General features: G+C 38.3%; 17 protein-coding genes and 1 other RNA gene. 10 read left to right on the top strand and 8 right to left on the bottom strand.

The window, feature by feature from the left end; translation table 11 throughout:
- Window positions 1-9: 9 nt before the first annotated feature.
- Window positions 10-837, bottom strand: a complete 828-nt coding sequence (dapD, locus tag FE813_RS08520; protein ID WP_139990222.1) for a 2,3,4,5-tetrahydropyridine-2,6-dicarboxylate N-succinyltransferase — start codon at window positions 835-837, stop codon at window positions 10-12.
- 355 nt (window positions 838-1,192) lie between these two features.
- On the opposite strand from dapD, the gene purR reads away from it, so the two are divergent.
- Both purR and ppc read left to right on the top strand, forming a co-directional pair.
- Window positions 1,193-2,203 carry an HTH-type transcriptional repressor PurR gene (gene purR / locus FE813_RS08515; RefSeq protein ID WP_118800328.1) on the top strand — a complete coding sequence of 337 codons (1,011 nt, stop codon included), beginning with the start codon at window positions 1,193-1,195 and terminating at the stop codon, window positions 2,201-2,203.
- A 183-nt stretch (window positions 2,204-2,386) separates the two neighbouring features.
- Window positions 2,387-5,026, top strand: coding sequence for a phosphoenolpyruvate carboxylase (gene ppc, locus FE813_RS08510; RefSeq protein WP_139990221.1), 2,640 nt, complete (start codon window positions 2,387-2,389; stop codon window positions 5,024-5,026).
- Between the two features lie 37 nt (window positions 5,027-5,063).
- On the opposite strand, the gene FE813_RS08505 is transcribed toward ppc, so the two are convergent.
- Window positions 5,064-6,476 (bottom strand): YcjX family GTP-binding protein, encoded by a 1,413-nt coding sequence (locus FE813_RS08505; RefSeq protein ID WP_139990220.1) that lies wholly within the window; start codon window positions 6,474-6,476, stop codon window positions 5,064-5,066.
- Window positions 6,477-6,545: 69 nt separating this feature from the next.
- On the opposite strand from FE813_RS08505, the gene FE813_RS08500 reads away from it, so the two are divergent.
- From FE813_RS08500 to FE813_RS08480, 5 genes are read left to right on the top strand one after another with little or no spacing between them, the layout of a single operon-like run.
- Window positions 6,546-8,240, top strand: a complete 1,695-nt coding sequence (locus FE813_RS08500) for an ABC transporter substrate-binding protein (RefSeq protein WP_139990219.1) — start codon at window positions 6,546-6,548, stop codon at window positions 8,238-8,240.
- Entirely contained in the window at window positions 8,240-9,205 is a 966-nt protein-coding gene (locus FE813_RS08495) for an ABC transporter permease (RefSeq protein WP_139990218.1), read from the top strand. Before FE813_RS08500 ends, FE813_RS08495 begins: the two co-directional genes overlap by 1 nt.
- Window positions 9,195-10,082, top strand: coding sequence for an ABC transporter permease subunit (locus FE813_RS08490; RefSeq protein WP_048953253.1), 888 nt, complete (start codon window positions 9,195-9,197; stop codon window positions 10,080-10,082). The genes FE813_RS08495 and FE813_RS08490 overlap by 11 nt, the downstream gene beginning before the upstream one ends.
- A 3-nt stretch (window positions 10,083-10,085) precedes the next feature.
- The gene (locus tag FE813_RS08485; protein WP_065264853.1) at window positions 10,086-11,135 is read left to right on the top strand and encodes a peptide ABC transporter ATP-binding protein; all 1,050 of its coding nucleotides are present in this window, start codon (window positions 10,086-10,088) and stop codon (window positions 11,133-11,135) included.
- Window positions 11,135-11,932 (top strand): peptide ABC transporter ATP-binding protein, encoded by a 798-nt coding sequence (locus FE813_RS08480; protein ID WP_139990217.1) that lies wholly within the window; start codon window positions 11,135-11,137, stop codon window positions 11,930-11,932. The genes FE813_RS08485 and FE813_RS08480 overlap by 1 nt, the downstream gene beginning before the upstream one ends.
- Before the next feature lie 3 nt (window positions 11,933-11,935).
- Here the strand turns inward: FE813_RS08480 and rnpB are convergent.
- Window positions 11,936-12,312: RNase P RNA component class A (gene rnpB, locus FE813_RS08475), an RNA gene on the bottom strand.
- Between the two features lie 160 nt (window positions 12,313-12,472).
- On the opposite strand from rnpB, the gene FE813_RS08470 reads away from it, so the two are divergent.
- Window positions 12,473-13,408: a KpsF/GutQ family sugar isomerase gene (locus FE813_RS08470; RefSeq protein ID WP_180978723.1), complete on the top strand. Its 936-nt coding sequence runs from the start codon at window positions 12,473-12,475 to the stop codon at window positions 13,406-13,408.
- Window positions 13,409-13,417: 9 nt separating this feature from the next.
- Window positions 13,418-13,960, top strand: coding sequence for a KdsC family phosphatase (locus FE813_RS08465; protein ID WP_118867119.1), 543 nt, complete (start codon window positions 13,418-13,420; stop codon window positions 13,958-13,960).
- Between the two features lie 61 nt (window positions 13,961-14,021).
- Here the strand turns inward: FE813_RS08465 and pntB are convergent, their stop codons facing one another.
- Both pntB and pntA read right to left on the bottom strand, forming a co-directional pair.
- Window positions 14,022-15,446: a Re/Si-specific NAD(P)(+) transhydrogenase subunit beta gene (pntB, locus tag FE813_RS08460; RefSeq protein ID WP_005637794.1), complete on the bottom strand. Its 1,425-nt coding sequence runs from the start codon at window positions 15,444-15,446 to the stop codon at window positions 14,022-14,024.
- A 10-nt stretch (window positions 15,447-15,456) separates the two neighbouring features.
- A complete protein-coding gene (gene pntA / locus FE813_RS08455; RefSeq protein ID WP_005631652.1) occupies window positions 15,457-16,995 on the bottom strand; it encodes a Re/Si-specific NAD(P)(+) transhydrogenase subunit alpha in 1,539 nt (512 codons plus the stop codon).
- Between the two features lie 369 nt (window positions 16,996-17,364).
- Here pntA and FE813_RS08450 point away from each other — a divergent pair, with 369 nt between their 5' ends.
- Complete coding sequence (locus FE813_RS08450; RefSeq protein WP_139990215.1) at window positions 17,365-17,490, top strand: phosphoribosylglycinamide formyltransferase; 126 nt, start codon at window positions 17,365-17,367, stop codon at window positions 17,488-17,490.
- A 113-nt stretch (window positions 17,491-17,603) separates the two neighbouring features.
- Here the strand turns inward: FE813_RS08450 and FE813_RS08445 are convergent, their stop codons facing one another.
- The 3 genes from FE813_RS08445 to FE813_RS08435 form a co-directional block, all read right to left on the bottom strand.
- On the bottom strand, window positions 17,604-17,969 hold the full coding sequence (locus tag FE813_RS08445; RefSeq protein ID WP_235898325.1) for a hypothetical protein: 366 nt from the start codon (window positions 17,967-17,969) through the stop codon (window positions 17,604-17,606).
- Between the two features lie 247 nt (window positions 17,970-18,216).
- Window positions 18,217-18,582, bottom strand: a complete 366-nt coding sequence (locus tag FE813_RS08440) for a hypothetical protein (protein ID WP_139990214.1) — start codon at window positions 18,580-18,582, stop codon at window positions 18,217-18,219.
- A 111-nt stretch (window positions 18,583-18,693) separates the two neighbouring features.
- On the bottom strand, window positions 18,694-19,062 hold the full coding sequence (locus FE813_RS08435) for a hypothetical protein (protein WP_118805286.1): 369 nt from the start codon (window positions 19,060-19,062) through the stop codon (window positions 18,694-18,696).
- Between the last annotated feature and the right edge of the window lies 1 nt (window position 19,063).

The raw sequence follows: 19,063 nt of genomic DNA, 5'->3' as shown, positions 1-19,063 counted from the left end.
TACGTTCTATTATTCTTCAATAGAACGTAGTAATTCGTTAATGCCAACTTTACCTAAAGTTTTTGCATCCACTTTTTTCACGATCACGGCACAGTATAAGCTATATTTTCCACATTTTGATGGAAGGCTACCAGATACCACCACTGAACCTGCTGGTACACGGCCGTAGTGAATTTCACCGGTTTCACGATCATAAATTTTGGTTGATTGACCGATGAATACGCCCATTGAAATAACACAGCCATCTTCTACGATAACACCTTCTACCACTTCTGAACGTGCGCCGATAAAGCAGTTATCACCGATAATGGTTGGGTTAGCTTGTAATGGCTCTAATACGCCACCGATGCCTACACCACCAGATAAGTGAACATTTTTACCAATTTGTGCACATGAACCTACCGTTGCCCAAGTATCTACCATGGTGCCTTCGCCAACGTAAGCACCAATGTTTACATAAGATGGCATTAATACACAGTTTTTAGAAATGTATGCACCTTTACGCACTGTTGCAGAAGGCACAACACGGAAACCTTCTTGAGCAAAACGCTCTTCGGTGTAATCCGCAAATTTTAATGCCACTTTGTCGTAATATTTTGTTTCTGCACCATCAATGATTTGGTTGTCATTAATACGGAATGAAAGTAAAACCGCTTTTTTTAACCATTGATGTGTTACCCATTCGCCATCAATTTTTTCTGCAACACGGTATTTACCCGAATCTAATCCTTCGATCACTTCTTCAATTGCCGCGCACGTTTCTGCATCAACGGTTTTTGGTGTAATTTCTGCACGTTTCTCAAATGCAGCTTCAATAATTGCTTGTAAGTTTGACATTGTATTTCCTATGTTTTATGTGAATAAGATGGAATCTGTTTTATCATATTTTCGCTTGCTTCGCAAAAACACCTAAAAAAATCACCGCACTTTGTATTAAAACAAACTGCGGTGATCCTAAAACATAATTGATTAAAAAATTGAAAGCGCTAAACCACAAACGACTGACATACTCAATACAACTGCAATCATTGCATAACCAAAATCACTCATGTTTTTCTCCTCACTAAAAATGATGCCACATTGTAACAAGATTGTTTTAAGAAAATCACCTCTTTTACAAAAAAATTTCAATAAAAGTAACGAAATTTTTTACAAACCTTTATAATAGGCAAAATTTTTTGGGGATCGAAATATGGCAACAATTAAAGATGTCGCAAAAATGGCTGGCGTGTCCACCACAACCGTATCTCATGTTATTAATAAAACCCGCTTCGTTGCAAAAGATACGGAAGAAGCGGTGTTATTAGCGATTAAGCAACTTAACTATTCACCCAGTGCCGTGGCGCGCAGTTTGAAAGTCAATACCACGAAATCCATTGGGATGATTGTGACGACCAGTGAAGCGCCGTATTTTGCCGAAATCATTCATTCTGTTGAAGAACATTGCTATCGACAAGGTTATTCTTTGTTCTTATGTAATACACAAAATGAACCTGAAAAAGTCAAAAACCATTTGGAAATGTTGGCGAAAAAACGAGTAGATGGTTTGCTGGTGATGTGTTCTGAATATACGCAAGATTCATTAGATTTGCTTTCGTCATTTTCCAGTATTCCAATGGTTGTAATGGATTGGGGCCCAAATGCTAATACCGATGTAATTGATGATCATAGTTTTGATGGTGGATATTTAGCAACCAAACACCTCATTGAGTGCGGTCATAAAAAAATCGGGATTATCTGCGGTGAACTCAATAAAACCACTGCAAAAACTCGTTATGAAGGCTTTTTAAAAGCTATGGCTGATGCGAATCTTGAAGTGCATAAACCTTGGATTTTCGAAGGTGCATTTGAACCTGAAGACGGTTATGAATGTATGAATCGCTTACTGGCTCAAGAGGAATTACCGACCGCCCTATTCTGTTGTAACGATGTGATGGCGCTTGGTGCAATTTCTGCACTGACAGAAAAAGGGTTACGCGTGCCAGATGATATGTCCATTATCGGCTATGATGATATTCATGCTTCACGTTTCTATGCGCCACCATTAACCACCATTCACCAATCGAAGCTACGATTAGGCAGACAGGCAGTGAATATCTTGTTAGAGCGTATTAGCCAAAAAGATCAAGGCGTTCAGCAATATAGCCGTATTGACATTGGCCCTGAGCTTATTATTCGAAAATCCGTTAAATCAATTTTATAAAATTTATTAAAAACAAACCGCACTTTTTAAACAATCTATAAAAAGTGCGGTTCTTTTTTATCTATTTTTTAGCTTTTCTTGATTATCTTCAAGGTTTCTATGAATAGCATTTGCCCTATCTTCCGTTTTTAGCTATATCTATCGTCAACTTGCGAATTTTATTTTTTACTTTTAGGAGTTCCTATGACACAAGAGTACACCACTCTGCGCAATAACATTAGTATGTTAGGGCGTTTTCTCGGAGAAACCATCAACGATGCCCAAGGTGCCGATATTCTCGAATTAATCGAAAATATTCGTAAACTGTCTCGTAATTCTCGTGCGGGTGATGATAAAGCAAGACAAGAATTGCTCGACACGCTCGGTAGTATTTCTAATGAAAATATTATTCCTGTCGCACGTGCTTTCAGCCAATTTTTAAACCTCACTAACATAGCTGAACAATATCAAACGATTTCTCGTGAACATTCTCTAGCACAAAGTTCTTCTCAATCCTTAAGCGAACTTTTCAAACGCTTAAAAGAACAAAAGGCCTCAGTGGAAGAGGTGCATAAAACCGTTGAAAAATTATTAATTGAGCTTGTTCTGACCGCACATCCAACAGAAACAACCCGTCGCTCACTCATTCATAAACATATTGAAATCAATAAATGTTTAAGCAAATTAGAGCATCATGATTTAACGGAAAAAGAACACAATATTATTGAGCGTCTATTACTTCGCTTAATCGCTGAAGCATGGCATACCAACGAAATTCGTACTGTTCGCCCAACACCATTCGATGAAGCCAAATGGGGCTTTGCGATGTTGGAAAACAGCTTATGGCAAGCTGTGCCAGAATTTTTACGCCAACTCAACGAAACTGCCCGTGAATTTTTAGGTTACAATTTGCCAGTAGGATTAAAACCCGTACGCATTTCCTCTTGGATGGGCGGCGACCGTGATGGAAACCCATTTGTCACCGCACAAATCACCAGAAAAGTACTTTATTTTGCCCGTTGGAAAGCGGCGGATTTATTCTTACAAGACATTAGCAAATTAGCCGATGAACTTTCAATGGTGAAATGTAGCGATGAATTTCGTGCTAAATACGGCGAGCATTTAGAACCCTATCGCTTTGTGGTGAAAAATTTACGCAATCAGCTTACGGCAACATTAGCTTATTTTGATGATCGCCTATCAGATCGCACACCTCGCGTATCCGAAAGCGAGATTATTTTAGAAGATAATCAACTTTGGGAGCCGCTTTATGATTGTTATCAATCTTTAATTCAATGCGGTATGCGCATTATTGCAAATGGTTCATTGTTGAATATTTTGCACCGTATTAGTTGTTTTGGCGTGACACTTTCTCAAATGGATATTCGCCAAGAAAGCACACGTCATACCGATGCCATTGCTGAAATCACGCGCTATATTGGTTTAGGCGATTACTCTCAATGGACAGAAGACGATAAACAGGCTTTCTTAATTCGTGAATTAAGCTCACGTCGTCCATTGATTCCGCAAAACTGGACACCATCGCCTGAAACCAAAGAAATTTTAGATACTTGTAAAGTCATTGCTCAACAAAAACAAGGTGTCATTGCGTGTTATGTTATTTCAATGGCGCGCAGTGCCTCTGATGTTTTAGCCGTTCATTTACTCTTAAAAGAAGCTGGCGTGCCATACCATATTCCTGTTGTGCCGCTATTTGAAACCTTAGACGATTTAGATGCAGCCGAAAAAGTGATGACTCAACTTTTCAATGTGGGTTGGTATCGTGGCGTGATCAATAATCGTCAAATGGTGATGATTGGCTATTCGGATTCGGCAAAAGATGCCGGAATGATGGCTGCCTCTTGGGCGCAATATCGTGCACAAGAAGCCTTAGTGAATTTAACGGAAAAACTTGGCATTGAACTCACTTTATTCCACGGACGTGGTGGCACTATTGGTCGTGGCGGTGCGCCAGCACATGCGGCATTACTTTCTCAACCGCCTCGTTCACTAAAAAATGGTTTACGTGTAACAGAACAAGGCGAAATGATTCGCTTCAAACTGGGTTTACCAGCTGTGGCGGTAGAAACCTTTGATCTCTACGCCAGCGCCATTTTAGAAGCAAATCTTTTACCGCCACCAGAACCGAAACCAGAATGGCGCACTATAATGGACGAGCTTTCCTCTATTTCTTGCGATATTTATCGCGGTGTAGTTCGTGGTGATAAAGATTTCGTGCCTTATTTCCGCAGTGCGACGCCAGAACAGGAATTATCAAAATTGCCGCTAGGCTCTCGCCCTGCAAAACGCAATCCAAATGGCGGCGTGGAAAGTTTACGCGCGATTCCTTGGATTTTTGCCTGGATGCAAAATCGCTTAATGCTACCCGCCTGGTTGGGCGCCGGAGCCTCTATCCGTCAGATTATTGAACAAGGCAAAGGCGATATTATTCATGAAATGTGCGAAAACTGGCCGTTCTTTTCAACGCGAATCGGTATGTTGGAAATGGTCTTTAGTAAATCAGATACCTGGCTTTCCCAACAATATGATCAACGATTAGTGAAAAAAGAACTTTGGTATTTAGGCGAAAATTTACGTAAGCAACTTGAAGATGATATTCAAACTGTGCTTTCACTTTCTCACCAAAGTGAATTGATGTCTGATTTACCTTGGATTGCAGATTCAATCGCATTACGTAATATCTACACGGATCCACTCAATCTACTGCAAGTAGAATTGCTTCACCGTTTCCGTGAAAATCCAGAGCAAGTGAACCCCGATGTGGAACAAGCATTGATGATTACTATCACAGGTATCGCAGCTGGAATGCGCAATACAGGCTAGAAAGATGAAAAAGTGCGGAAAATTTTCCGCACTTTTTTTATTCAAATCGATCACTTAATAAAAATTGTAAAACCGCATCCATTCTCAAATGAGGAATGCTCTCCCCTTGTTCTAAAGGCTGAGGTTCAAAACTATCGAAATCAAAGTGCGGTTGTTTTTGCCAAAATTCTGCTCTTGGTAATTTGCTCGGTACAGTGCCTGGATAAAGCGTAATCGGTTGTTTATCAATAGAACGAATCCCTTGAATTGCTTTTATTTCTTTTCCTTGCTGATTCACAATCACTTGCTTTGTGGTACGAACAGCAGCAATGGCAGTGTATTCCGTATTGATTCCTTCAAATTCCACATAGCGACCACCCTCTTGCACAATTTGACGCATTAAACTCACTAAATTAGGAATTTGATCCCGAGTAATATGATCCGCCTTCGTCGCAACAAACATTAATCGATCAATTCGTGGAGAAAACAAACGATGAATAAAATTTCTGCTGCCATAATGGAAATTATTAAATAACTGGTTTAAACCCATTTGCATATCTAAAAAGGCTTGCTGACTGTGATTTAAAGGCGTTAAACAATCTGCCAAAATAACTTGACGATCAAAGGTAGAAAAATAATTTTCGTAAAAACCTTTCACAATTTTATTGCGATAATAATCATAACGTTTTGTCAGTACGGCAAAATAGCTATTCGATTTGGCTGTTTTTTTCAAGGTTTTCCACTGTTCTTCTGAAAGATGAATTAATGGAAAAAATTGTAATGCAGGCGCGCCCTCTAAATCACTTGGCAATACAAATCGCCCAGGCTGAATAAACTGCATGCCTTGCGACTTGCATTGGTGTAAATAATCCGTATAACTTTTCGCTATCTTGGCTAAAACATCTTCATTTGCAACCGCACTTAAATCCAAATCCTGCAACATGGAAAGCCAATTCTGCGCCAATTCTTCACGAACGCCAGTTGTGACCTTGATTTGCTCTTGTGACCATTGTTGAAAATCTAGATTTAATAACGGCAAATCGAGCAACCATTCACCTGGATAATCAAAAATATCCAGATAAAGCGTACCGCGTTCTTTCAAATGACGTAGCAAGCCAGATTGACGTTGAAAACGAATTGCTAAACGTGTTTCACTCACACCTCGAGTAGATTGAAACCATTGCGGCGGATTTTGTGACAAATCATTTAAATTACTTTCATAATCAAAACGTGGCACGCTGAGATCTTGTTGCGATACTCGTTTTACCGCCAAGATCGCACCATTTCTAGCTGCTTCAAATAATGGCAAATGCTGTGATGAATTTTGATTAATGGAGAGAAGTTGATTGATTAAACTTGTAATAAACGCCGTTTTTCCACTCCGACTTAACCCTGTTACCGCCAAACGCAAAGTGCGGTCAAAACCACGATTAATGATTTGATTGATTTCGTTTTGAACCCTATTAAACATTCAATATCCTAGCCATTTTTACTAATATGCCTTACAATTTGGCACATAATTTATCACAATGCATTTGTTATGTTACGCAAAAATCTTACGTTTTTCTGTTTTCTATTTGGTATTGGCTTGAATTCCCAACTTCAAGCGGCTCCGCGCGTACCAGAACACCTAACAGAAAACGGACTAACTTATTGTACTAATGCCTCGGGGTTTTCTTTTAATCCACAAACTGCGGATGCAGGCACCAGTATGAATGTCGTCACAGAGCAAATTTATAACAAACTTTTTGAAATAAAAAACCATAGCGCAAATGTTACGCCTGTGCTTGCTCAGTCTTATACTATTTCACCTGATGGAAAAGAAATATTAATCAATTTGCGTCGTGGTGTTAAATTTCACCAAACGCCATGGTTTACCCCAACACGCGATTTTAATGCAGAAGATGTAGTATTTTCTATTAATCGGGTACTTGGCCATACCACTTATTTGCCACAATTAAGCGAAAATCTTATTACGTATAAAAATCCACAGTATCGTGTATTTCATGAACAAGCTAAGAAGGTACATTTCCCATATTTTGAAAGTATAAAGCTAAACGAAAAAATTAAATCCGTTACCGCTCTTTCACCTTACCAAGTCAAAATTGAGTTATTTACACAAGACTCATCTATTTTGTCACATCTTGCTAGCCAATATGCGATTATTTTCTCACAAGAATATGCGTATCAACTCAGTGCCGATGATAATCTTGCCCAATTAGATACCCACCCTGTTGGTACGGGACCCTATCAAGTGAAAGACTATGTATATAACCAACATGTCCGCTTAGTGCGTAATGAAAATTACTGGAAAAAAGAAGCGAAAATCAAAAATATTGTTGTTGATCTTTCTACTGACCGAAATGGTCGTTTAGTTAAATTTTTTAACAACGAATGCCAAATTGCTTCTTATCCTGATGTTAGCCAAATTGGTTTATTAAAAAGCGATGACAAACACTATTATATGCAATCTACTGATGGAATGAACTTGGCATATTTAGCATTTAATTTTGATAAGCCGATCATGCAGGATCGTACTATTCGGGAAGCTATCTCGCAAAGTTTAAATCGGGCGCGTATTATTCACAATATTTATCATAATACAGCAACTGTTGCGAATAATATTATTCCTGAGGTTTCTTGGGCATCAAATGTGAATAGCCCAGAATTTGAGTTTGATTATAATCCCAAAATTGCTCAAAAAGTCTTAAAAAATAAACATCTTTCACTTAATTTATGGGTCATTAATGAAGAACAAGTATATAATCCCGCACCTTTTAAAATGGCTGAAATGATAAAATGGGATTTAGCACAAACCGGAGTTAAAATTAACGTTCGAGCAGTAACACGTACTTTTTTAAGTGAACAACTTCGTAATAAAACAGAAAATTATGATTTAATTCTTACAGGATGGTTAGCTGGGAATCTTGATCCTGATGGTTTTATGCGACCAATTTTAAGTTGTAATACACAAAATGAAGTAACTAACTTATCTAATTGGTGTAATCAGGATTTTAATCATTTAATGGATAGTGCTATTGCAACAACACACTTAGCAGAACGTGTTCGTTTTTATAACGATGCTCAAAATCTCGTATTACATGAATTACCCATTATTCCCATTGCGAATGTAAAACGCATCTTAGTTGCCAATACTCGTGTAAAAGGTGTTGAAATGACACCTTTTGGTAGCCTGAATTTTTCGACTTTACATTTAAGCAAGGAGAAACCTTAATGTTGTGGTCTGCTATTCGTCATATTATCTGGGTAATCATATTATTATTAGTATTATCCTTAATCAGTTTTATGATCTTATTGCGTGATCCACTCAATGCTGATCTTGTCACACAAAATATCTATAACGCTTATTACATCTATTTAAAAACATTGTTACAGGGTGATTTTGGCATCACTTATAACGGAGGAAAATCCTTAATTGATTTAATTTTAACTGTATTACCTCCTACTCTAGAGCTTTGCTTTACTGCACTCTTATTAGCTTTTATCTTTGGCTTACCTCTCGGTATCATCAGAGCGGTCAGCTCTCAACAAATTTTTGCTAAAAGTTTACAAAGCTTATCCTATTTAGGTTTATCCATTCCTATATTTTGGCTTGCACCTCTTTTACTTTACACCGCATCCATCAATCATTGGGAAATTGCCGCTATAGGACAATATAATTTACTCTATGAAATCATACCGATTACAGGCTTTCCAGTTATTGATGTTTGGTTTGTTAATGAGCCATATCGCACTAAGATTATACAAAACGTCTTACAACATCTAGCATTGCCTACGCTTGTTTTATGTATTTTACCTACAATGGAAATTATTCGTCTTATTCAACAACGGGCTGAATACATTCTTTGTCAAAACTTTGCTAAAGTAGCAACAACACGAGGTTGGTCAAAATGGAAAATTTTACATCAATATGTTTTTCGTAATACCCTTCCATTATTGATACCCCAAGTGCCACGTGTATTTACACTTGTGCTAACGCAATGTATGTTAGTCGAAACCGCACTTGGTTGGCCAGGTATTGGTCGTTGGCTTATTAATGCTGTAGCTGAACAAGACTATAACAGTATTGCAGCAGGAGTTATAGTTATTGGTATATGTATTATTTTAATTGATACCTTAATTAAAAGTATCACTTTTATACTCGATCCATTTAAAAAGAAAGGTTGGTATGCAAGATAAAGAACCTGAAGAATTTCGAGAAAATACCTCAATATTCCAAATTTGGCTACTATTTCGCAAAAATACCATTGCATTGTTCAGCTTTTATTTATTAACGTTGTTAACTCTGACCGCACTCTTCAGCAGTTGGATAGCGCCTTATTCTGATAACACACAGTTTGTTGGGCAAGAATTAATGCCACCATCTTGGGTTGATAAAGGACAAATAGCTTTTTTCTTTGGCACAGATGATCTAGGACGAGATATTTTAAGTCGCTTAATTATGGGTACTCGCTATACCCTGGGCTCTTCCTTATTAGTACTCATTGCCACCGCACTCATTGGGGGGGCCCTTGGCATTATTGCTGGTATGTTAAAAGGGATAAAGGCACGTTTTGTGGGGCATATTTTCGATGCTTTTTTATCTTTACCTATTTTACTTATTGCAATCATCATTTCCACATTAATGGAACCTAGTTTATGGAATGCTATGTTTGCAACGCTATTCGCAATTTTACCTTATTTTATTCATGCTATTTATCGCGCAATTCAAGAAGAATTAAAAAAAGATTATGTCATCATGCTCAAACTTGAAGGGATTTCTAACTGGACATTATTAAAAACCACTATTTTGCCTAATATCACGATTGTGTATATTCAAGAAATCTCACGGGCTTTTATTGTTGCTGTACTAGATATCAGCGCACTAAGTTTTATATCTCTTGGCGCTCAACGTCCTACACCAGAATGGGGAGCGATGATCAAAGATTCACTTGAGCTACTCTATCTTGCGCCATGGACAGTACTCTTACCTGGTTTTGCTATTATTTTCACCATTTTACTCAGTATTATTTTTAGTAACGGCTTAATTAAAGCCATTAATCAATATTATGAATAACTTATGGCACTATTAGATATTCGCAACTTAAATATTGAAATAAAAACACCAAACGGTCGCATTAAAATTGTGGACGGTATTAATTTATCACTCAATGAAGGAGAAATCGGTGGACTTGTGGGTGAATCAGGTTCTGGTAAAAGTTTAATCGCCAAAGTTATTTGTAATGCGGTCAAAGAAAACTGGATTATCACCGCAGATCGTTTCCGATTTGACGATGTAGAATTACTAAAGCTTAATCCAAATCAACGTCGTAAACTTGTCGGTAAAGAAATATCTATGATTTTCCAAGATCCTCTTTCTTGCCTTGAACCAAGTCGAAAAGTCGGTAAGCAGATTATCCAAAATATTCCTAATTGGACATTTAAGGGAAAATGGTGGCAATGGTTCGGATGGAAAAAACGCCGTGCTATTGAATTATTACACCGTGTTGGTATTAAAGATCACCATGATATTATGTCCAGCTATCCAAGCGAACTTACTGAAGGTGAAGGTCAGAAAGTAATGATTGCTATTGCCGTAGCAAACCAACCTCGTCTACTCATTGCAGATGAACCTACGAATACTCTAGAATCTACGACTGCGCTACAAGTTTTTCGATTACTTTCTAGCATGAACAAAAACCAAGGTACGACTATTTTACTTGCAAGTAACGATATTAAAAGCATCAGTGAATGGTGTGATCATATTTCTGTTCTTTATTGTGGACAAAATGCTGAATCTGCCCCAACAGAAATATTATTAGCATCGCCACACCACCCCTACACTCAATCATTAATCAATGCGATACCGGATTTTACTCAGCCTTTAGGATTTAAAACTAAATTAGGTACATTAGAAGGAACAGTACCAATTCTAGAACAAATGCCTATAGGTTGTCGTCTTGGACCACGTTGTCCTTTCGCACAAAAGAAATGTATTGAAAAGCCGAACAAGACCAAAATTAAGCAACATGAATTTTCTTGCCATTACCCCGTTAATCTTCGCGAGAAAAATTTTAAAGAAAAAACCACTACTACACCATTAACGCTCCATCGTAAAGGAAATGAATAATGCCGTTATTAAAAGTAGAAGATTTAACTAAAACCTTCAAAGGTCGAAAACGCTTATTTGGTACCAGCTATTTTAATGCAGTAGAAAATATAAGTTTTTCTCTTGAACGCCAGCAAACAATCGCTATTATTGGGAAAAATGGCTCGGGAAAATCCACATTGGTCAAAATGATCGCGGGTATAATTCCTCCCTCTTCAGGTCGTATTATATTTAATCATCATGAATTACAACATGATGATATCCAATATCGAGCACAGCATATTCGCATGGTCTTCCAAGATGCTAATTCAGCTTTCAATCCACGATTAAATATCGGTGAGATACTTGATACCCCTTTACGTCTGGCTACTAATTGGGATGAGTCGCACCGTAATCAAAAAATCTTTGATACACTTTTACTTGTTGGACTTTATCCTGATTACACCAATTTAAAAATCAAAAACCTTTCTGTAAGCCAGAAACAACGAATTGCATTAGCTCGAGCTCTTATTCTATCACCTGAAATTATCATTATTGATGATGCACTGGGTAATCTTGATGCTTCTGTACGCATACAACTACTCAACTTAACATTAGATTTACAACAACGGCTGGGTATTTCCTATATTTATGTTGGACAAGATCTTGGCATGATTAAACATATTGCCGATCAAGTTATTGTAATGGATGAGGGAAAAATGATTGAATATGGGCCACCAAGAACATTATTTAGCGCACCACAAACTGAAGTTACTCGTCGTTTAGTTGAAAGTCATTTTGGAAAAATTCTTGATGAGAATGCTTGGATAAATAATTAGAAAAAATTGAGTTGGTCGATAAGCCGAGTTCTGTCGTGGACAATCATTCCTCTAGGCGACAAATTACTCTGCCGCTCAAGCAACCTACCCGAATCCTGAGCGGGCCACTCATTGGATTCCTATTTGGTCTTGCTACGAGTGGAGTTTACCCTGCTGCCAACCGTTACCGGAGGCACGGTGCGCTCTTACCGCACCCTTTCACCCTTACCGTTTACACGGCGGTCTGCTCTCTGTTGCACTGGTCGTCGGCTCACGCCGCCCGGACGTTATCCGGCACTCTGCCCTGTGTAGCTCGGACTTTCCTCTCGTTTACTTGTCCCACTAGGTCGTATAAATACGGTTAAGGGCTTCAATAAACCAGCGATTGTCTAACCAACTCGGCGCGTAGTATAGGGGCAATCATTAGTGAGGTCAATAAAATCCCCAATTTTTGAATATTGCTCATCAATCTTATAAACAATAATGTCTAATTTTTCATTCGTATTTTTTTATGATTCCGCTAAAATAACGCCAATTTCAACCGCTCTTTTAGGAAGAAGAATGAACTATCTAAAAATTGCACAGGATTCCCTTGCAGTGGAAAGCAACGCACTTTTGCAACTCAGCCAACGTTTAGGCGAGGATTTTAATCAAGTCATAGATTTAATCCTTGCTTGTGAAGGACGATTAGTCATCGGCGGGATAGGGAAATCTGGTTTAATCGGTAAAAAAATGGTAGCGACATTTGCCTCTACGGGCACGCCAAGTTTCTTTTTACATCCGACAGAAGCCTTCCACGGTGATTTAGGTATGCTGAAACCAATTGATATCGTGATGTTAATTTCCTATAGCGGTGAAACTGATGATGTCAATAAACTAATTCCAAGTTTAAAAAATTTTGGTAATAAAATTATTGCCGTGACGAGTAACAAAAATTCCACGCTCGCACGTCATGCAGATTATGTTCTAGATGTTACTGTTGAGCGAGAAGTGTGTCCAAATAATCTCGCGCCAACAACGTCCGCACTTGTAACGCTTGCGCTTGGCGATGCACTCGCTGTGTCGCTCATTACGGCACGCAATTTCCAACCTGCTGACTTTGCCAAATTCCATCCAGGTGGCAGTCTTGGTCGCCGTTTACTCTGTAAAGTAAAAGATCAAATGCAAACTCGTTTACCAATTATCAAACCGGAAACCAATTTCACTGATTGCTTAACTATAATGAATGAAGGCCGAATGGGCGTTGCATTAGTCATGGAGAATAATCAATTAAAAGGCATTATTACGGATGGCGATATTCGTCGAGCATTAACAACAAATGGCGCTGATACCTTAAATAAAACTGCACAAGATTTTATGACAAACTCACCTAAGACTATTCACCAAGATGAATTCCTAGCAAAAGCAGAAGACTTTATGAAAGCGAAAAAAATTCACTCGCTAGTCGTTGTTAATGATGAAAATCACGTAGTGGGTTTAGTGGAATTTTCAAGCTAAGGAATCCCAATGCAACAAAAATTAGAAAACATTAAATTTGTCATTACTGATGTAGATGGCGTGCTCACTGATGGACAACTTCATTATGATGCCAATGGTGAAGCCATCAAAAGCTTTCATGTACGAGATGGTTTAGGCATAAAAATGCTAATGGATGCGGGTATTCAAGTGGCAGTGCTTTCTGGTCGAGACTCCCCTATTTTACGTCGTCGCATTGCCGATCTTGGTATTAAATTATTCTTTCTTGGCAAACTTGAAAAAGAAGCCGCTTGTTTTGATCTTATGAAACAAGCAGGCGTCTCTGCCGAACAAACCGCTTATATTGGCGATGATAGTGTAGATCTCCCAGCTTTTGCAGTGTGTGGAATTTCTTTTGCTGTGGCAGACTCCCCTATTTATGTGAAAAATGCCGTTGATCATGTACTTTCCGCCAATGGTGGCAAAGGTGCTTTCCGAGAAATGTCCGATATGATTTTACAAGCTCAGGGAAAATCTTCTGTGTTTGATAGCGCCCAAGGTTTCCTAAAATCAGTGAAAAACATGGGACAATAAAATACCTAAAAATAAACCGCACTTAGGCAACCCCAAGTGCGGTTATTTTTATGCGTGTTTTTTATAATGCTTTTAAGATATCTTCAACACGATCTTTTGCATCACCAAAGAGCATTTGCGTATTCTCTTTGAAGAATAATGGGTTTTGTACGCCAGCGTAACCCACTGCCATTGAACGTTTGAACACAATCACATTTTGTGCTTTCCATACTTCTAACACAGGCATTCCCGCGATTGGGCTATTTGGATCTTCCATCGCAGCTGGGTTTACCGTATCGTTCGCACCGATAACCAATACCACATCGGTATCAGCGAAATCGTCGTTGATTTCATCCATTTCAAGTACGACATCGTAAGGCACTTTTGCTTCAGCTAAAAGCACGTTCATGTGGCCAGGTAAACGTCCTGCAACAGGGTGAATACCAAAACGAACGTTCACACCACGTTCACGCAATTTAGCCGTAATATCAGCGACTGGATATTGTGCTTGTGCAACAGCCATACCATATCCCGGAGTGATAATGACAGAACTTGCATTTTTCAACAATTCAGCCACTTCTTCTGCCGTAGTTTCACGGTGTTCGCCTTGTTCTTCGCTTGAAGAAACTTGAACATCATTACCAAAACCACCCGCAATTACGCTCACAAATGAACGGTTCATCGCTTTACACATGATGTAAGAAAGAATTGCACCAGAAGAACCAACAAGCGCACCAGTTACGATAAGCAAGTCATTATTCAACATAAAACCTGCCGCCGCCGCTGCCCAACCTGAATAAGAGTTAAGCATTGATACCACAACTGGCATATCTGCCCCACCGATTGATGCCACTAAGTGCCATCCAAATGCAAGCGCAATCGCTGTCATTAATAACACAGGGAAAATGCTTTCTGGATTATTTAAGAATGCAACCATCAATAATGCAGATACCACAAGTGCAGCTAAATTTAATTTATGGCGATGCGGCAACATTAATGCTTTTGAATTAATTTTTCCGCTTAATTTACCAAATGCAACAACAGAACCAGTGAAAGTTACTGCACCGATAAAAATACCTAAAAATACTTCAACATTATGAATATTTGTTAATACCGCTTGCTCTGCTACAAATGCGGCTTGTGCTGCTGCATCTAATCCTTCTGGCATTAATGCTTCATGGTGTAAACCATAGCTATTAAAGCCGACGAGTACAGCCGCTAAACCGACGAAACTGTGAAGAATCGCAACAAGTTCTGGCATTTCAGTCATTTCTACTTTTAATGCACGTTGAACACCGATTGCACCACCGATGATCATCGCAATAATGATCCAAAATGTTCCTTCAGAATGAGGTCCAAAAATTGTTGCGATAAGGGCAATTGTCATACCAACAATACCGAACCAACAACCTGCTTTAGCAGTTTCATGTTTAGAAAGTCCTGCCAAGCTCATAATGAAAAGTAATGCTGCTAAAATATACGCAGCCTGTACTAAACCTTCAGACATTGTGCGCTCCTTAACCTTTTCTAAACATTGCTAACATACGTTGTGTGACACGGAAACCACCAAAAATATTGATGCTTGCAACCAAAATCGCCACAAAAGCTAACGCATCGATAAATAGATTGCCTGTTGGCTGACGAATTTGTAATAAGGCGCCTACAATAATAATGCCTGAAATTGCATTTGTTACTGCCATTAGTGGTGTGTGAAGTGCATGGCTAACATTCCAAACCACGTAATAACCCACCACGCAAGCTAAAACAAATACGGTGAAATGTGATAAAAATGCAGCGGGCGCAACAGAAGCTAACCAAAGGAATAACACGCCAACACCTGCCATCACACCGTATTTCACACGAGGATCTGTTGGTTTAGATTCTTTTTTCTCTGCTACTGGTGCAGCTTTGGTTTCTTGTTTTGGTTGTGCAGACACTTGAATTTGTGCTGGTGGAATTTCTTCCCCATCACGAACAACGGTTACACCACGAAGAACCACATCTTCAAAATCAATATTGATATTGCCATCTTTCTCTTTGCACAAAAGTTTTAATAAATTGACTAAGTTTGTGCCATAAAGTTGAGACGATTGCGTTGGTAAACGGCTCGGGAAATCCGTATAACCAATCACTTTCACTTGGTTTTCAGTTGTAACAACTTTCCCTGCTTGCGTATATTCACAGTTACCGCCTGTTGCAGCTGCTAAATCCACAATCACCGAACCTGGTTTCATTGAATCCACCATTTCTTTGGTGATTAAACGAGGCGCTGGTTTACCCGGAATAGCTGCTGTAGTAATAATAATATCGACTTCTTTAGCTTGTTCTGCATAAAGCTCCATTGCACGACGGTTAAATTCTTCCGACATTACTTTCGCATAACCATCACCACTGCCGCCTTCTTCTTTGAAATCAATTTCTAAGAAGCTTGCCCCCATACTTTGAACTTGCTCTTTCACTTCAGGACGAGAGTCAAAAGCACGAACAATCGCCCCAAGGCTATTTGCTGCACCAATTGCCGCCAAACCAGCCACACCCGCACCAATCACCAACACTTTTGCTGGTGGAACTTTACCTGCAGCAGTAATTTGCCCTGTAAAGAAACTACCAAATTCATGCGCAGCTTCAATAACAGCACGATAACCAGAAATATTCGCCATAGAAGAAAGCGCATCCAATGCTTGCGCACGAGAAATACGAGGCACCGCATCCATTGCTAACACATTAATTTTCTTCGCGGTGAGTTTTTTCATTAACTCAGGATTTTGCATACGCCAAATAAAGCTCACAAGCGTTGCGCCTTCCTTCATTTGAGCGATTTCTTCATCTGTCGGTGCATTTACTTTGAAGATAATATCCGATTGCCAAATTTCAGCCGACGTACCGATCTTCGCGCCTGCCTCTAAAAATGCTTGATCTTCAAAACTAGCTTTAAAACCTGCATCGTGTTCCACGATCACGTCAAAGCCCAATTTCAATATTTGCTGAACCGTTTTCGGCGTTGCCGCTACACGGCTCTCATTCTCAAGCAACTCTCTAGGTACACCAATTAACATACTGTTTCCCTCTGATTGATGATTGGGTTGATGGATTAATGAACAAACCTTCGCCTATTCATCGTTAAAATGACAAAAAGTCAAACGGATACAACTGTATCATTGATTGAATGAAAATAGGTAACGTTTTTAAGTGGTTTTACAAGATATTGTGATAGGGATCACGAAAAATATCATATAAAAAACACCTCAAAATTTACCGCACTCTAGCGGAATAGCAGCTACTCTTCATTAAACAACTCTAATTTACCACTTTGACTTAGTGCAAGCTCTGTTGTGATATCTATTTTAATCGCAGCAATCACTTCTTCCATGTGGTTCTGCCTGTACGTTTTAACTGATCTGCTTTATCTTTAATAATGATATTTTGTGTACGGCAAAGTCGAAGTAAATGCTCATCGCCTTTTAGATGTCTTACTCGCTCGTGATAGTACTGGGGAAAAAGCATTAGAAAAAGTAGAACGAGCTTACGCAAAGTTGGAGGTGAAATTATAAGGTTTGCTTAATGTAAGTATTGTTGAAGATACAAAAAGTGCGGTCAATTTTTGAGAGGTTTTAAAACTCTTGGAAAATTGACCGCACTCTATTTAAATAATAAATTCAATGCTTTATAAATTACATTTTCCCTTATCCCACTTAGGATCTTGATAGCCACATTCAGCGGGAGAAAGATATATATACCCCTTAGTATTCATACATTCATCAAGATTTTTATATCTTTTGTCATTTATTTGATAGTTTTGCGGATAGTAGTGTAGATTTATATCACCATACTTTCCTCCACAAGAAACAAGATCTTTCCATCGTTGTTTTGAGTTTGTATGTCCTAGTAGTTCTTTTTTTTGATACCCTGCAATTAATGGATATTCTTTCCCCTTATCAACACAATTAACCATTTGTGGAGTATAAAAACATCCGTTTGAATACCAACATCCGTTTAATATAAAACAAAGAAAAAATAAGGTGTATCTCATTTTATTTACCTCCTATTTTCATTAAAAGTTCAAACATATCTGATGACATTACATCGGATAAAGCCCCAGATAGTGCGCGTTTCCTAACGCGTGCCAAAAACATCCGTTTTGTTTGATTCAGGTTTTCACTATTTTTATTAACAACTTCATTCAGTCTGTCTATTTTAGTTAGATTCAAGCACGCATCAGGAGACGCGCTCTATCTAAGGGTGTTGGCGTCCCCCAGTTTCCCATTCCTTGACATATTTCATTCATTACATAAGCCTTTATTCATTCTTTTCGGACTTTTTAATCCACATTCATTTGAGTTAAAAATAACATATCCCTTTTGAATCATACACTTATCAAAAATCAAACTATGATCCACGGGATATATAATGCTAGATAAATGTTTATCTCTATATTTAGAACCACAAGAAAAGGCATCTTTCCAACGTTGTTCTATATCAGTATTACCGACAGAAAGCTTTTTTTGATAATATGCAATCGAGCTAAATGCTATTCGAGGTTCATCACAAGTCACTAATTGTGGAGAATGAAAACACCCATCTTTCCAGTAAAACAAACAGCCATTTAAGAAAAACAAATAGATAAGTAACATAAAATATTTCATTTTATTTACCTCCTGTTTTCATCAAAAGTTCAAACATATCTGATGACATGACATCGGATAAAGCAAATGGTGCGGATACCAGTATTGCAATAGCAATTGTTACTTAGTAGGCTATTCATTACATATCCCCTTATCCCATTTGGAATTTTTATAACCGCATTCTGCGGGCCAAAATCTTTTATATCCTTTCCTTTCCATACAAGATTGAAATTCTTCGTATTTACCAGTTTTATTAATGTAGTAAAGTTCTTGATCTCCATATTTACTACCACAGCTAACAGCATCTTTCCAACGCTGTTGCTGATCAGTTTTACCTATACTATAAGGCTTTTGATAATGAGCTATTGATGAGAACACTTCTCCTTTTTTATAGCAATTACTTGAGACAACCTGAATGATTGGTCTAAAACATTCACCCTCAAAAGAATATAAACAACCACTTATCAAAAACACTGAAATAATTAATAAGATTATTTTCATA

It is taken from the genome of Haemophilus seminalis (genome assembly GCF_006384255.1).
GTDB lineage: Bacteria > Pseudomonadota > Gammaproteobacteria > Enterobacterales > Pasteurellaceae > Haemophilus > Haemophilus seminalis.
This window is presented reverse-complemented; position numbering and strand designations above follow the sequence as displayed.

Bases quoted from the DNA above. Each gene is read 5' to 3' on its own strand.
- ppc (WP_139990221.1), top strand. From the start codon at position 2,387: ATGACACAAGAGTACACCACTCTGCGCAATAACATTAGTATGTTAGGG.
- FE813_RS08490 (WP_048953253.1), top strand. From the start codon at position 9,195: ATGCAAGATAAAGAACCTGAAGAATTTCGAGAAAATACCTCAATATTC.
- FE813_RS08440 (WP_139990214.1), bottom strand. From the start codon at position 18,582: ATGAAATATTTTATGTTACTTATCTATTTGTTTTTCTTAAATGGCTGT.
- purR (WP_118800328.1), top strand. From the start codon at position 1,193: ATGGCAACAATTAAAGATGTCGCAAAAATGGCTGGCGTGTCCACCACA.
- FE813_RS08470 (WP_180978723.1), top strand. From the start codon at position 12,473: ATGAACTATCTAAAAATTGCACAGGATTCCCTTGCAGTGGAAAGCAAC.
- FE813_RS08480 (WP_139990217.1), top strand. From the start codon at position 11,135: ATGCCGTTATTAAAAGTAGAAGATTTAACTAAAACCTTCAAAGGTCGA.
- FE813_RS08500 (WP_139990219.1), top strand. From the start codon at position 6,546: ATGTTACGCAAAAATCTTACGTTTTTCTGTTTTCTATTTGGTATTGGC.
- pntB (WP_005637794.1), bottom strand. From the start codon at position 15,446: ATGTCTGAAGGTTTAGTACAGGCTGCGTATATTTTAGCAGCATTACTT.
- pntA (WP_005631652.1), bottom strand. From the start codon at position 16,995: ATGTTAATTGGTGTACCTAGAGAGTTGCTTGAGAATGAGAGCCGTGTA.
- FE813_RS08495 (WP_139990218.1), top strand. From the start codon at position 8,240: ATGTTGTGGTCTGCTATTCGTCATATTATCTGGGTAATCATATTATTA.
- dapD (WP_139990222.1), bottom strand. From the start codon at position 837: ATGTCAAACTTACAAGCAATTATTGAAGCTGCATTTGAGAAACGTGCA.
- FE813_RS08465 (WP_118867119.1), top strand. From the start codon at position 13,418: ATGCAACAAAAATTAGAAAACATTAAATTTGTCATTACTGATGTAGAT.
- FE813_RS08445 (WP_235898325.1), bottom strand. From the start codon at position 17,969: ATGAGATACACCTTATTTTTTCTTTGTTTTATATTAAACGGATGTTGG.
- FE813_RS08485 (WP_065264853.1), top strand. From the start codon at position 10,086: ATGGCACTATTAGATATTCGCAACTTAAATATTGAAATAAAAACACCA.
- FE813_RS08435 (WP_118805286.1), bottom strand. From the start codon at position 19,062: ATGAAAATAATCTTATTAATTATTTCAGTGTTTTTGATAAGTGGTTGT.
- FE813_RS08505 (WP_139990220.1), bottom strand. From the start codon at position 6,476: ATGTTTAATAGGGTTCAAAACGAAATCAATCAAATCATTAATCGTGGT.